General features: G+C 38.4%; 12 protein-coding genes and 1 other annotated feature. Of the genes, 10 read left to right on the top strand and 2 right to left on the bottom strand.

The window, feature by feature from the left end; translation table 11 throughout:
- Positions 1-16 precede the first annotated feature (16 nt).
- The 3 genes from HC179_RS13225 (at position 17) to tyrS (ending at position 4,165) form a co-directional block, all read left to right on the top strand.
- On the top strand, positions 17-1,534 hold the full coding sequence (locus tag HC179_RS13225; RefSeq protein ID WP_168864722.1) for a sugar ABC transporter ATP-binding protein: 1,518 nt from the start codon (positions 17-19) through the stop codon (positions 1,532-1,534).
- Positions 1,524-2,525 (top strand): ABC transporter permease, encoded by a 1,002-nt coding sequence (locus HC179_RS13220; protein WP_168864721.1) that lies wholly within the window; start codon positions 1,524-1,526, stop codon positions 2,523-2,525. The genes HC179_RS13225 and HC179_RS13220 overlap by 11 nt, the downstream gene beginning before the upstream one ends.
- An 87-nt stretch (positions 2,526-2,612) precedes the next feature.
- Positions 2,613-2,865, top strand: a binding site (T-box leader).
- Positions 2,866-2,950: 85 nt separating this feature from the next.
- On the top strand, positions 2,951-4,165 hold the full coding sequence (gene tyrS / locus HC179_RS13215) for a tyrosine--tRNA ligase (protein WP_205825319.1): 1,215 nt from the start codon (positions 2,951-2,953) through the stop codon (positions 4,163-4,165).
- A gap of 61 nt (positions 4,166-4,226) precedes the next feature.
- Here tyrS and HC179_RS13210 read toward each other — a convergent pair whose 3' ends face one another.
- On the bottom strand, positions 4,227-4,739 hold the full coding sequence (locus HC179_RS13210; RefSeq protein WP_168864720.1) for a hypothetical protein: 513 nt from the start codon (positions 4,737-4,739) through the stop codon (positions 4,227-4,229).
- Between the two features lie 172 nt (positions 4,740-4,911).
- On the opposite strand from HC179_RS13210, the gene HC179_RS13205 reads away from it, so the two are divergent.
- From HC179_RS13205 to HC179_RS13180, 6 genes are all read left to right on the top strand, one after another.
- Positions 4,912-6,585: a ribonuclease J gene (locus HC179_RS13205; protein ID WP_168864719.1), complete on the top strand. Its 1,674-nt coding sequence runs from the start codon at positions 4,912-4,914 to the stop codon at positions 6,583-6,585.
- 55 nt (positions 6,586-6,640) lie between these two features.
- Positions 6,641-8,113, top strand: coding sequence for an alkaline phosphatase family protein (locus tag HC179_RS13200; protein WP_168864718.1), 1,473 nt, complete (start codon positions 6,641-6,643; stop codon positions 8,111-8,113).
- A gap of 281 nt (positions 8,114-8,394) precedes the next feature.
- On the top strand, positions 8,395-8,763 hold the full coding sequence (locus HC179_RS13195; protein WP_168864717.1) for a Na-translocating system protein MpsC family protein: 369 nt from the start codon (positions 8,395-8,397) through the stop codon (positions 8,761-8,763).
- Between the two features lie 139 nt (positions 8,764-8,902).
- Positions 8,903-9,910 carry a sodium-dependent bicarbonate transport family permease gene (locus tag HC179_RS13190; protein WP_168864716.1) on the top strand — a complete coding sequence of 336 codons (1,008 nt, stop codon included), beginning with the start codon at positions 8,903-8,905 and terminating at the stop codon, positions 9,908-9,910.
- A 12-nt stretch (positions 9,911-9,922) separates the two neighbouring features.
- On the top strand, positions 9,923-10,396 hold the full coding sequence (locus HC179_RS13185; RefSeq protein WP_168864715.1) for a carbonic anhydrase: 474 nt from the start codon (positions 9,923-9,925) through the stop codon (positions 10,394-10,396).
- Positions 10,397-10,765: 369 nt separating this feature from the next.
- Positions 10,766-10,939 carry a hypothetical protein gene (locus tag HC179_RS13180; protein WP_168864714.1) on the top strand — a complete coding sequence of 58 codons (174 nt, stop codon included), beginning with the start codon at positions 10,766-10,768 and terminating at the stop codon, positions 10,937-10,939.
- Positions 10,940-11,145: 206 nt separating this feature from the next.
- Here the strand turns inward: HC179_RS13180 and HC179_RS13175 are convergent, their stop codons facing one another.
- Positions 11,146-12,927 (bottom strand): extracellular catalytic domain type 1 short-chain-length polyhydroxyalkanoate depolymerase, encoded by a 1,782-nt coding sequence (locus HC179_RS13175; RefSeq protein ID WP_240948528.1) that lies wholly within the window; start codon positions 12,925-12,927, stop codon positions 11,146-11,148.
- 217 nt (positions 12,928-13,144) lie between these two features.
- Here HC179_RS13175 and HC179_RS13170 point away from each other — a divergent pair, with 217 nt between their 5' ends.
- Positions 13,145-13,324: a hypothetical protein gene (locus HC179_RS13170; protein ID WP_168864713.1), complete on the top strand. Its 180-nt coding sequence runs from the start codon at positions 13,145-13,147 to the stop codon at positions 13,322-13,324.
- Positions 13,325-13,361: the final 37 nt, after the last annotated feature.

The raw sequence follows: 13,361 nt of genomic DNA, 5'->3' as shown, positions 1-13,361 counted from the left end.
AGAGAGGGGGAGCAGAATGATTAACACATTACTTGAAATGAAAGACATCTCCTTAGAATTTCCTGGCGTGAAAGCTTTGGACCAGGTGACATTTACCGCAAAACCCGGAAGTGTTCATGCCTTAATTGGGGCCAATGGAGCGGGAAAATCGTCGTTAATGAAGGTGCTTGCTGGAGCGTACGATCATTTTAGCGGGGAAATTAAACTCGGTGGCAAGGGACTCTCCATCTCTAAACCATCTGACTCCCAAAAGGCAGGGATACAAATCGTTTATCAGGAAGTGGATGCGGCGTTGATTCCTACTTTGACGGTAGCGGAGAATATAATGTTGCAAGAGACGGTGCAGCACGCTGGAAAAAAGCAATGGATACGTTGGAGAGAGATACATAAAAAAGCAGAAACTCACTTAAAAAAATTAGATAGTAACATCTCAACCGATCGTCTCGTAAACACGCTGACGTTGGCAGAAAAACAAATGGTCCTCCTGGCAAGAGCCATTTCAACAGATTGTAAATTTTTGATTCTGGATGAACCAACAGCGCCCCTTAGCAATAGAGAGACAGAAAGATTGTTTTCTGTTATCAAGAGATTGAAAGAGGAAGGGGTTGGGATCATTTTTATCTCCCACCGGATTCCTGAAATCGTCGAGATCTGTGATGAAATAACGATTATGAGAAATGGTCAAGTGGTCAAACGGGACATGGTTGTTAACCTTACACCAGAAAAGATTGTAGAGTGGATGCTCGGTCAGAAACTGGAGCAGCAGTTTCCTAAACACGATTCAACCTTTGGTGCGACCATTCTAGAAATAGAAGAACTCAGCGACCATAGTGTGGTGAAAGATGTAAGCCTCTACGTTAAAGCAGGAGAGGTGGTGGGAATAGCTGGCCTTGTTGGAGCGGGGAAAACGGAACTGTGCAAGGCGCTATTCGGAGATACACAAAAAACTACTGGTAACATCCGAATCAAAGGGGAAACGGTAAAGGTAAAAAACCCTCATGTTGCGGTTCAAAACGGATTGGCCTTTGTCCCGGAGGAGCGGAGAAAAGAAGGTCTCATCCTCCACGAATCCGTACAAACAAATTTAATTTCCGCTAATCTCCATGCATTCACTAAGGCTCTGCATTTTCTTGATAAAAAAGCGCAAAAAACAAAATCACAAGAAACCATCAGAGCTTTAGGAATTAAAACGCCGTCACCCGACACGAGCGTCCACACACTTTCAGGAGGAAATCAACAAAAAATCGCTATCGGGAAATGGCTTGTCTCTGATGCGGATATCTATATTTTTGATGAACCGACAAAAGGAGTGGATGTTGGAGCAAAGCGCGACATTTTCAAACTGATTGCCGCCCTTGCCAAAAGCGGTAAGGCCATCCTTTACGCCTCATCAGAGCTTTCAGAGATTGTCGGTTTGACCAACAGGGTGTATGTCCTTTACGACGGCAAGGTTACAAAAGAGCTTTCCACCGCAGAAACAGACGAGCAAGAGCTTCTATACTTTTCAACAGGGGGACAAAGAAATGAAAACTGATATAGAATTTCAAGAGAATGCAAAACCGACTTTCCGCTTTGAATTATTCGACTTCTTATATAAATACGGGACCATCATTACCATTTTTGTATTGATTGCCGTTTTTGCCCTAGCGAACCCAACCTTCATTCAATCCAATAATGTCATCAACATCCTAAGATCCATATCAATTGTTACGATAATCGCGATCGGCATCACCATCTCTCTAACAGTAAATGGCTTCGACTTATCGGTAGGTTCTGTTGCTTCCCTATCCAATGCCATTGTAATCTCCATGTTCGTCTGGTTTTTGCAAAATACGGCAGTGGCAATCTTTTCTGCAATCGCGGCAGCATTGTTAGTAGGGGCTTTCAACTCTTTTATGATTGTAAAGCTGAAAATTCCTGATATGCTAATGACTCTTGCGACAATGTTCATCATTCAGGGAATCGCTTTAACCTATACAAAAGGCTCTACTATTTCGCAAAATATGGTCATGCCTGACGGTACGTTTGCAACGGGAACCATCAGCCCGTTTTTTCAGAAATTAGGGCAGGTCCCATGGATTATTGTCATCATGTTAACGATTGTGGTGGTGGTTCATATTTTCCTCACCTACACGAAGCATGGAAGATTTATGTACATCATCGGTGGAAATGCAGAAGCCGCCAAGCTTTCAGGAATTGCAGTAAATAAATACAAAGTAGTGGCATATTTATTTTCTGCCTTATTAGCAGCAATCGGCGGAATGGTGCTGGCTTCAAGGATTATGACAGCGGAAATAAATGCCGGAACCCCATATTTAATGGATTCTGTAGCAGCGGCATTTATAGGGTTTGCCGTACTTGGAGCGGGCAAACCGAATGCATTCGGGACATTTATTGGAGCAGTATTAATAGGAATCCTGCAAAACGGCCTTGTCATGATGTCTGTTCCTTATTATGCGATGGATATCGTCAAAGGCCTTGTGCTCGCATTTGCTTTAGGGATTACGTATTATAAGCAAAAATAAATATATTGACATTTGTAAATAAATAGATAAAATAACTAGTAATATCTGCATAACGAAGATTTGTTTTCAACATTTCGGAGTATAAGAACAAAGGCTATGATAAGAAAGAGTAGCAATCATGTAAACAGACAGAAAGTTACCGGCTGATGAGAGGTGCATGTTGAACGATTGTGAATACATCTTGGAGCTGTGTACCGAAAAGTAATGACTGAGTAGGCTACACCGGTGAAGCACCCGTAATCATGTGCTGGAGTATCGTCATATGACTGTACTTTCAAAGGTAGGCAATGTGAGTTGCTTATGAATTAAAGGTGGTAACACGAGATAAATCGTCCTTTTGGTTAATCCAAAAGGGCGATTTTTTTATTCCTTTGGTTCTTATAGATCTTGCAATATTAGAAATAATATTCCAAGGAGATGTTAGTATGTTGCTTAAACCAGAAGAACAATTGACCATCATCATGAAAGGTGCACAAGAAATTGTAAACAAAGAAGAGTTACTAGCAAAATTAGAGAAATCTTTTGAATCAAAGACACCTCTGACAGTAAAATTGGGACTAGATCCTTCCGCACCTGATATCCATTTGGGGCATGCAGTGGTTCTAAGGAAAATGAAACAAATGCAAGACCTGGGCCATAAAATCGTCATTATCATTGGGGATTTCACTGGGCGTATCGGGGATCCGACAGGAAAAGCAAAGGGTCGGAAAGCCTTAAGTGATGAGCAGGTAAAACTCAACGCACAAACATACTGTGAGCAAATCTTTAAAGTGTTAGATGCAGAAAAAACGACGGTCCGTTTCAATAGTGAGTGGTTATGTAAACTGAGCTTTGAGGAAATCATCAAACTAGCAGCCACCACATCCGTAGCAAGAATATTAGAGCGAGACGATTTTCAAAAAAGATACAACAACCAAGTGCCGATCGGAATTCATGAATTCTTCTACCCATTAATGCAAGCATTTGATTCAGTCGAAATCCAAGCTGATATTGAACTAGGTGGCACAGACCAAACATTTAATATTCTTATGGGACGCACCCTCCAAAAACAGTGGGGCTTAGAAAAGCAAGTCGCCATCTTCATGCCACTTCTCGAAGGATTAGATGGAGTAGAAAAAATGAGTAAAAGCCTTGGTAACTACATCGGTGTCAATGAACCTGCTGAAGTAATGTTCAAAAAAGTAATGGAGGTACCAGACGAACTCATAATCAAATACTTTGAACTAGCGACGGATGAACACCCGCAAGATATTCAAACCTGGATACAACAACTAGAACAAGGAGTAAATCCTAGAGATGTTAAACTTAAATTAGCTACAATCATTACAAGCCTATACCGCGGAGAAGAAGAAACTAAAAGAGCGATTGCATTCTATGAAACTGCCTTTAGGAAAAAAGAAATACCAGATGACATTCCAGAATTATTAATAGAAGTCGGAGCCGAAACAGTCCTAGCCATCATTCCACAATTAGTGGAAAAAGGACTAGTGAAAAGCAAAAGCGAATTCATGCGCTTAGTCAAGCAAAACGGAGTCCAACTCAACAAAGAAAAATTAAGTATCGATGAATTAGACCGTGTACTAATTAACGGTGAGGTATTGCAAATAGGTAAAAAGAGGTTTATTCAATTCATTAAATAAACGAGGAAGCGTTAATTCAAGGTTGAATTAACGCTTTCTACGTTTTATCCGCATATATTTTTCATTTTTCATTTAAAACATGGTAATAGTGGTTTAGAACTAATAGTTGCATATCCTTACTTACTATTGGGATAAATTCCCCTTGAGCAAGTTTTATTAAATGATCATACATCACCTGCAAAGTTACATCTTGATAGGACATTTTTAGGTGGATGTTTTTTACGTTGTAATCTTTCATCATTAAGGCCGAATTAAAATTATCACTGCCCATAAGTTTTGCAGTAGATCTTAAGTCTAATGCTATATCTTTTTCATATTCCTCGAGCTCCCCAAAATCACCTTCCCAGACAATAGTATCCATTTCAGGTAAGTGTATTTCTTGTGTCCTATCAGGTTCAATAAGAGCAAGCATAGTTTCAGCATGGTTCTTTAATGTTTTAATATGCAAGTCCAATAATTTCTTTAGCATGGGGTTTTGTACTGAATGATCATACATTTTCATTCTATTAATGACCCCTTCATGGGTACTTAAGTGTTCTGCCATAATTCCAAGGTCAACAGCTGGTAAATTCATTCTTTTATAGCCTCCTTTTTACTCCCTACAAAAGATTATTCATGAGGAAGTAGCAGGGTGCTTTAATAACCATTATTTAAGAAATTTAAATTTATTAGATTGTTTTTTAACGAATAAAATCTACTCTGTTTGTAAACTTTATTGTTGAAAAACAATGTGGAGGGGAAGGACCATGAGTTCAACGGCAAATGCATTATCCATCTACGCTTTAGGCGGTCTTAATGAAATCGGTAAAAATATGTATGCTATTGAATATGGAGAAAATATAGTAATTATAGACTGTGGCAATAAATTTCCAGATGAAAGTCTATTAGGGATAGATTTAATTGTCCCGGATATAACTTATTTGCTTGAACATAAAGAAAACATAAGGGCACTAATTGTTACACATGGCCATGAAGATCATATTGGAGGGATTCCCTTCTTTTTGAAAAAGATAAATGTCCCTGTATACTCGACACGTTTTACGCTGGGATTAATAGAGTTGAAATTAAGCGAGCATAAGCTGTTAAGGGAGACGGAACTTGTAGAAATAGATTCTGATTCAAGCTTACGATTTGATGATATAGGTGTGGAATTCTTTAAGGTAAATCATAGTATTCCAGATTGCTTAGGGATAGTGTTTCAAACACCAGAGGGGAAAATAGTACATACGGGTGATTTCAAATTTGATTTAACCCCTGCAAACAATGAGCATTCTGATATTCATAAAATGGCCCAAATCGGTAGGGAGGGAGTACTTCTTCTTCTCTCTGAAAGTACCAATGCAGAACGTCCAGGTTTATCCCCATCGGAACAAATGGTGGGTAAGCATGTTGAGGAAGCCTTCATGAAAGCGGAGCGGAAAGTAATCCTTTCTACCTTCGCGTCCAATATCAATAGAATCCAGCAAGTGGTCGATGCTGCTCAAAAAACACGTCGTAAAGTTGCTCTGCTTGGACGAAGTATGGTGAATGTAGTGGATGTGGCCATGGAAAGAGGGTATTTAACAGTACCAGATGGTATGTTGATAGAACAACATGAAATCAATGAACTGGCCCCTGAAAAAGTGGCTATCTTATGTACAGGGAGTCAAGGAGAGCCATTAGCTGCCCTTTCTAGATTATCAACTGGAAATTTCCGTGGAGTTGAAATCTTACCGGAGGATACAGTTATCATTGCCGCGGGTCCAATACCTGGAAATGAGCGGAATGTTACACGTGTGGTAGACAATTTACTTTCATTAGGGGCAAAAGTAATTTATGGCACGGGAAGTTCTTCAGGTATGCATGTTTCTGGGCATGGTTATCAAGAAGATTTAAAACTGATGCTCACCTTGATGAAACCAACATATTTTATCCCAATACACGGTGAATATAGAATGCTATACCATCACCGCTTGTTAGCTGAGTCAGTTGGAGTAGAGCAAGGAAACACGTTCATTATGAATAATGGTGATGTTGTCGATATTACCAATTCACTTGCCCGGCAAACTCGCAAAATCCCTACTGGAAATACTTATATTGACGGACTTGGAGTCGGTGATGTTGGGGATATTGTCTTAAGGGATCGTAAACAACTCTCTGAAGACGGTATGCTTATAATTATACTAACAATGAGTAAAAGGGAAGCAAAGCTAATTCATGACCCAGACATCATTTCTCGAGGATTCGTGTTTCAAAGGGATTCCGAAGATCTCTTCAGAGACGTTAAAAGTCTTATCAAGAAAACGGTTAGCGACTTGAAAAAAGAGGACAAAAATCAATGGAACATAATAAAACAAAGTATGAAAAAATCAGTTGGTCAATATTTGTTTCAACAAATGAAAAGGAAACCGATGATCTTACCTATAATTATTGAGGTTTAACAAATGGAGAGTATGTTCCTACGCTTCCTTAAAATAATTGAACAGGATGGTTTACATGGTGTCATCTAAATCAAAGCCAATTATTATGCTTGTTATCGATACTTTAATGGACCAACCTTTGCAGGAAGCTATAAAAGGTAATCGAGCACCTGCTCTAAAATTTTTAATTGGAAAAGGTAGGTATTTTCCAAATGTGGTTAGTCCTTTTCCAACCATGTCAGTCAATGTGGATACAACAATTCTAACAGGTACCTATTGCAATGAACATTGTCTACCTGGACTGGTATGGTTCGATAGCAAGGAAAATCGACTCGTGAATTATGGCAGTCATATTCGTGAACTATGGAAGCTGGGTATAAGCCAGTCACTTGAAGATATTTTATTTAACATGAACGGCTCCCATATCAGCAAGGATGTAAAAACGATTCATGAGGAGATAGAGGAAAAAGGTAAAAAGTCGGCTTCCATAAATGCACTTATTTATCGCGGCTATTCTCCCCATTTTTATAAATTGCCAAAATTAATAACCTGGTTTACCAAAATTAAAAAAGACCGACCAACATCTGCTCCAGCAGCTTTTACATATGGTTCGCTAAAAAATATAAGTGGTTCATTCCGTTTTCAACGGCTGTGGCAGAGGTTTGGCTTCAATAGTTCTTTTTCTATACAAGAGTTAACCCATTTAATCAAAACAGATCAATTACCTGCATTTACAATTGTTTACTTTCCCGAACTGGACCAGCGGGTTCACAAACATGGTCGCATGGACATTCAAGGCATAGAAAAAGTTGATCTCCATCTACAGAAACTGCTGAATGTATATGATACATGGGAAGAAGCCATCCATCAAAATATATGGTTAACGATGGGGGACAATGGGCAGGCATGGATTGATTCCAACCGAAAAAAGGCTCTGATAGATTTAAGGAAGCTATTTGGTGAATATGACATTATGAAGCTGAAAAAAGGAAATCAGCCTCAAAATCAAATAGTGTTGGCGGTTAATGAACGGATGTCTTATATATACACATTAGATAAGCAAAAATTATCAATTGAAGAGCTTGTTCAAACCGTGCAAAATGAGGAACGAATTGACGTGATTGCTTGGAGGAATGGTTCCTACATAGTAGTTCAGGCCGGAAAAGCAGAAGGGGAACTCCGTTTCCGCAAGGGAGGACCATTGATTGATTCCTATAACCAATCATGGAACCTCGAAGGAGACTTAAATTTACTGGATCTGACAATAAGGGACAATAAACTTCATTATGGGGACTATCCTGATGCCCTCGAAAGACTTTATAGTAGTCTTTATTCCCATCAAGGCGATTTTATCGTTGTCAGCGCGAAGCCGGGGTATGAGTTCATCGGTGAAGGCTCGCCCACTCATGTAGGAGGCGCAAGCCATGGCGGCCTTCATAAACAAGACTCATTGATTCCATTAGTTGTTACAGGAACTAACTCACAGCCATCCTATTTACGTATGAAAGAAATAAAAAAATGGGTTTTGTCACTATTAGATGAGGATTAGTGTCTTTCAAGTTAAGAAGAAAAGGTGGAATGAAATTAGAGATTGACATCCCAAATAATAAAAGGTAAAGTATTATTTAAGTTAATAACCGACAGATTGGGATCCTTTCTGATGATTTTAGAATGCTTTAGCGCACTGTTAATAATGGATTGATTGTGTGAAAAAGATTTTTCTGGCTCAAATTTAGAAAGAGATCAAGATAAATCGGTATATTTCTTAACGTGGGAATACTGTTAAGAAGTATACCGTTTTTTTTGTGGTTATGTAAGGGAGGAACACTTATGAAATCAAAAGGTTCAATTGAATCAGAAATTAGCAAAGCCTTGACACAGTGGGAAAAGGACTATTTGGGACGCGGCTCAGTGTCTGTTAAAACGGATATATTGCGCGATATGATTATAGTAAATTTAAAGGGAGTTCTAACACCCGCTGAGTTAACGATATGTGGCACGAAGGAAGGAATGATATCCATAAAAAGAACCCGCTCGGATTTAGTCGAGTCTGGGGTTGAAGGTCTCAAAGAAATTATTAAAAATATTACCGGAGAAGATACGAAAAGCTTTTATACAGATATTAGTACTGTGACAGGAGAGCGAGTCATGGTCTTTAAGCTAGCTAGTAACTTCGAGGAGCTAGTTGGGAAAAAATAAAAATAATTAGGGAGACTTTCCAAGGGTTTATTAACAATTGGAAGTAAACCGACGAATTGATGGAAAAAGGCTGTAAACGGCTATTTTTCTAGATTTGTCGGTTTTTTTTATTGAATCAAACGTAGGAGGTAAGCCTGCAATGTCCGAAATTATTGTGCAAAACTTATTATCACCAGTAGTCCTGTTCTTTGTTTTAGGACTCTTAGCAGCAATCTTTAAATCCGATTTAAAGTTTCCGAATGGACTAAGTGAAGGTTTGAGTATTTACCTTCTAATTGCCATTGGGCTTAAAGGAGGGATCGAACTATCCCAATACTCCCTTCATTCTGTTATTAGACCCCTTATAGCGACGCTGCTTTTAGGGGGTATGATTCCATTTATCATCCTATTTATTATGCGTTTTATGAAGATGGATATTAAAAACTCTATTGGTCTTGCAGCTACCTATGGCTCTATTAGTATTGTTACGTATGGCGCTGCAGTTTCCTTCCTCGATAGCAATGGTACGAAATATGAAGGGTTTATGAATGCAATGGTTGTATTAATGGAAAGCCCTGCAATCTTGGTTTCTATCTTTTTGATGAAAGTAATGGAGAGAAACAATACGACGTTAAATGTGCCCACACAAAGCATAGGGTTTATGCCGGCATCCACCAAAATGATTGATAAAGAAGTTATTAGGGAAAGCCTTTTTGGTAAGAGTATCTTGCTTTTACTTGGTAGCTTGATGATTGGCTTGGCTCTTGGGGAAGAAATAATTCCTATAGTGAAACCCCTGTTTATGGATCTATATAATAGTGTCCTTATTCTTTTCTTATTAAATATGGGACTAATAGCCGGACAACGATTAACAGAAGTTAGGCAGCACGGAGTAAAGCTTTTATTGTTTGGTTTAATTGTTCCCTTGTTTTTGGGAACTTTAGGAGTTTTTATTGGAAATGGCACAGGGTTATCACTAGGTGGAGCTACATTGATGGGAGTTTTAGCAGGGAGTGCTTCATACATCGCTGCGCCAGCCGCATTAAAAACATCTGTACCAGAAGCAAATCCTTCTATTTATTTGGGATTATCGTTAGGTGTAACATTCCCATTAAATTTAATTATTGGGATTCCCTTATATTATGAAATAGCAAAATTGCTTAATTAGGAGGTAGTTATTATGGAGAATACCAAAGCACTAGTTTTAACAGGTTTAGACAGAGAGATTGAAAGATATTTTGAAGACATTACAAATAGAAAACTAGAAGACTTAATAATTATCAATAGCTATGGAGCAGAAATATCACAAGGCTATAGTTCTCTTATGAGGAATATAATATTGGCTGTTTATATGGAGAAAATAGAAGATATTTATATTGTTGTGGATAAATATGACAAAGGGTTCTCCATTCATCCAGAAGATCTTTATGCTCTCATGGAAGAAGAAGGGGGCAATGTAGATGTGATTAAAACTCTCAATTATATAAAAGCCGTCGGAGCAAATGATGTGATGAAATGGCTAAGTGGGTCAAGCAATGTAGAGAGTACAGTTCAAAATAATATTGATTTGATAAAAAAGCACCCATTGCTCCCAACCTCAATAAAAGTACATGGATATATTGTTAATAAAGAAATCTACAATTATCAAACTTAAGTCAGTGAAGAATTGAGATATACAACAATAGATAAATTTACATCAACACCCTCTTTGACATCCTCGATGCTCAAATAATGAAAAACCATTAAGGATCAGGGAGCTAAGGTTTATATAAATATAATAACTGGAAAACTACCGATGTAGATTTCTAAACGTTAAGGACGCTTACTAAAGTATGGTAAGCTTCTTTTTTATGGAAAATATCTTGAGTAAATGTTAAAGGTTTGAAATAATTGGTATTAAGCTGCTGGGCAGCGATCGCCAATAAGTGGATCAAAGGACCTGAAAGGGTTATTCAATTCTAAAACAGAAATAATCAGGTATGAATGATATTACATTATTAGTTAATGAAAAAGAGGGGGAATAATGTTGGAATGGCTATGGTTACCGTTAATTGTTGCATTTTCTCTAATTTATTATGCTCATAAGAATGGATTGAAACATAAGGAAAAATTAAGAGAAATTGATTTGAAAGAGAAACAAATTGAGTTAGAAATGATGAAAGAAAGAAACGGCTCAACTACTGAAAGAAAGGGCTAAGGTTAGAATTATTTGTTAGTCTCTTGAATTAAAGGGGGCAGATTGAAGTATAATCTGGCTTATTTAGGAATCGAGCGACCTGCTGCGGCCAAATCACAGTATAAGTAGCTGCATATCAAGAAAACGACTAGTGATTTACTTCACTAATCGTTTTCTAAGTTGATCATTTAAGAACAACAGATATTTAAAGGTATTTTCCTTTTCCATCAATCTTTTAGCCCATTGATAATTAAAACAGGAGACTGTGCATCATTTCCTCCCCCATAAAACTCTATTTGGTTTTTATTGAAGCCTGGAGTAGTTACGGCTTTCAATCTGATTTGAGTTTTCCCACTTTTATTTATTTCTGACAATGCGCTGGCCGTCAGGACCAAATCGATGTATCCAGAGGCAGCAGGTGATGGGATGCTCGCGATGTTATTCAGACTTGCAATTGCAGAATAATCGCTTTGTTCAATCGCCGAACTACCAAAAGTTCCATTTTTAATATCGGCTTGAATAGATGATACTGTACCTGTGAGAGTTTTAGTGTATAGACGAATGACTGCAGAATCAATGGTTGTTTGCCCAAGACTGCTCGTATCGAATGATAGAATGCCTCTATATGTGTCTGTGTTGTACATTCCTTTATCACCTACTTTGATGTCACCTGTACCTTTTCCATCAGCTGTGAATTGCCCAGCAAATCCATCTTCCAACGAAAGTGAAGGAATTGTAATGGCTTCACTTGGAGGAGTTGATTCATTAATCACATAGATTTCCTGCTTAATAGTCTCAGAATTCCCTGATGAATCACGACTAAAAAATCTAAGAGTAGTATCCTCTGTGAGTTGAATCGGTTCTGTATATAATTCAGATTGAATATTCGGTTCTGAGCCATCAGTTGTGTAAAAAGTAGAAGCTTCTTCATTTACTTGTAGTTCTACCTGTACAGATTGGTTATAAGTCCCTCCTTTTGGATTGGCAAAGGTAATCGGAGCAGTTGTATCGCTTTCGCCACCATCGTCACTTGTAAAAGAGTTAAAGAACTCCCACATCATTCGGCTTGCATCAGGACCTTGAGGGTCGGTATAGCTACCTTGTGAACTGCCGCCGGACCAGGCATGCCCCATGCTGTGGACGGTAACTTTCTTCATCCAGACATTACCGTCTCTACCTTCGTAATCACTGATACTATAATTTTTTCCTCCAGACGCAGTTAAGTTCACTGTTCGCTCAGGCTGGTCATCAATCCAACTATCATTTGTTCCGTTATGGGCTAAATCATTTGTGATGGACCATTGTGATATGACCTGATCACCATTAACAGGATAGACTGTATAGTCCGAGGTTCCATGAAAAACAATGACGGGTAATACTTTTGCACGACCTCCCATTGCCTGATAGGCTGCATTTCCCTGCTGAATTGGACTTGGACCGCCGGTTGACATCGCTGAAAAAGCACCGGTCATACTTGTAGCTGCTTTATATTCGAGGCCTGCTCCGACACCAATACCGGAAAAAAGATCAGGGTAAGTGGCACCCATGATGACACTCATGGCAGCACCTGCTGAAAGTCCAGCTACATACACGTGATTCTCCTGAATTGAATAATTACTTTTTATCGTATTTACCATGTTAGCAATGATTGCAGGCTCCCCACTTCCCCGCGACTGATGCGCTGTTTCAAACCAGTTCCAGCACTTATTTGAGTTCCCGCTACTTGTTTGTTCCGGATATAGAACTAAGAAATTTTTCTCATCTGCAAGGGCATTCATCTTTGTTCCTGTAGCAAATTGACTGGCGTCATGTGTGCACCCATGAAGCAAGACATATAAAGGATAGCTCTTATTGGAATCGTACCCATTTGGAACATATAGTTTATAAGGTTTGCCACCGTATGAACCGTTAATAAACTGACCTGCAGCAGAGTAGGAACCTGGAAACAGTGTACTTGCACATACCAACACCAAAGCAAGAGACATCAGCCACAAACGTTTACCTGACATAAAAGGAAATCAACCCCTTTAGATTAATATTTGTAGTGTAAAAGAGAAGAGTTACTGGAGAGTTACAATTATTATAAAGAATGAAAGAATCTTCTTCATATTCTTAACAGCGGGTAAGGGATTGGTGAAAAATGTAAAATTACTTATTGTGGAAATATTGGGAATTTGAGATGATTGAAATGAGTTTAATTAAATGCTGTTTCTAGGGGGAGAAAAAATGGAACTGAAAATGGAATACTATGTTCTTCTATTACTATTGAGTTCATTCGTATTTTTTTATACGGTTGTTCCGTTATTTGGAGGGTCAAACGAGGCATATAGAGATTTTTTACTTACTATTGCTGTGATTCATTTTGTCATGTTAAAACTAATAACCATAAAAAAGGGAGAAGTATAATAACAAAGTTCATTGGTGTTAGTAATGAAGTATGGGA

Origin of the sequence: Bacillus sp. RO1 (assembly GCF_012524115.1) — a bacterium.
GTDB lineage: Bacteria > Bacillota > Bacilli > Bacillales > Bacillaceae_I > Sutcliffiella_A.
This window is presented reverse-complemented; position numbering and strand designations above follow the sequence as displayed.

What these genes read in the sequence shown, in the direction of transcription:
- HC179_RS13200 (WP_168864718.1), top strand. Translation starts at nt 6,641, where the DNA reads ATGGTGTCATCTAAATCAAAGCCAATTATTATGCTTGTTATCGATACT.
- HC179_RS13170 (WP_168864713.1), top strand. Translation starts at nt 13,145, where the DNA reads ATGGAACTGAAAATGGAATACTATGTTCTTCTATTACTATTGAGTTCA.
- tyrS (WP_205825319.1), top strand. Translation starts at nt 2,951, where the DNA reads ATGTTGCTTAAACCAGAAGAACAATTGACCATCATCATGAAAGGTGCA.
- HC179_RS13185 (WP_168864715.1), top strand. Translation starts at nt 9,923, where the DNA reads ATGGAGAATACCAAAGCACTAGTTTTAACAGGTTTAGACAGAGAGATT.
- HC179_RS13225 (WP_168864722.1), top strand. Translation starts at nt 17, where the DNA reads ATGATTAACACATTACTTGAAATGAAAGACATCTCCTTAGAATTTCCT.
- HC179_RS13205 (WP_168864719.1), top strand. Translation starts at nt 4,912, where the DNA reads ATGAGTTCAACGGCAAATGCATTATCCATCTACGCTTTAGGCGGTCTT.
- HC179_RS13210 (WP_168864720.1), bottom strand. Translation starts at nt 4,739, where the DNA reads ATGAATTTACCAGCTGTTGACCTTGGAATTATGGCAGAACACTTAAGT.
- HC179_RS13220 (WP_168864721.1), top strand. Translation starts at nt 1,524, where the DNA reads ATGAAAACTGATATAGAATTTCAAGAGAATGCAAAACCGACTTTCCGC.
- HC179_RS13190 (WP_168864716.1), top strand. Translation starts at nt 8,903, where the DNA reads ATGTCCGAAATTATTGTGCAAAACTTATTATCACCAGTAGTCCTGTTC.
- HC179_RS13180 (WP_168864714.1), top strand. Translation starts at nt 10,766, where the DNA reads ATGTTGGAATGGCTATGGTTACCGTTAATTGTTGCATTTTCTCTAATT.
- HC179_RS13175 (WP_240948528.1), bottom strand. Translation starts at nt 12,927, where the DNA reads ATGTCAGGTAAACGTTTGTGGCTGATGTCTCTTGCTTTGGTGTTGGTA.
- HC179_RS13195 (WP_168864717.1), top strand. Translation starts at nt 8,395, where the DNA reads ATGAAATCAAAAGGTTCAATTGAATCAGAAATTAGCAAAGCCTTGACA.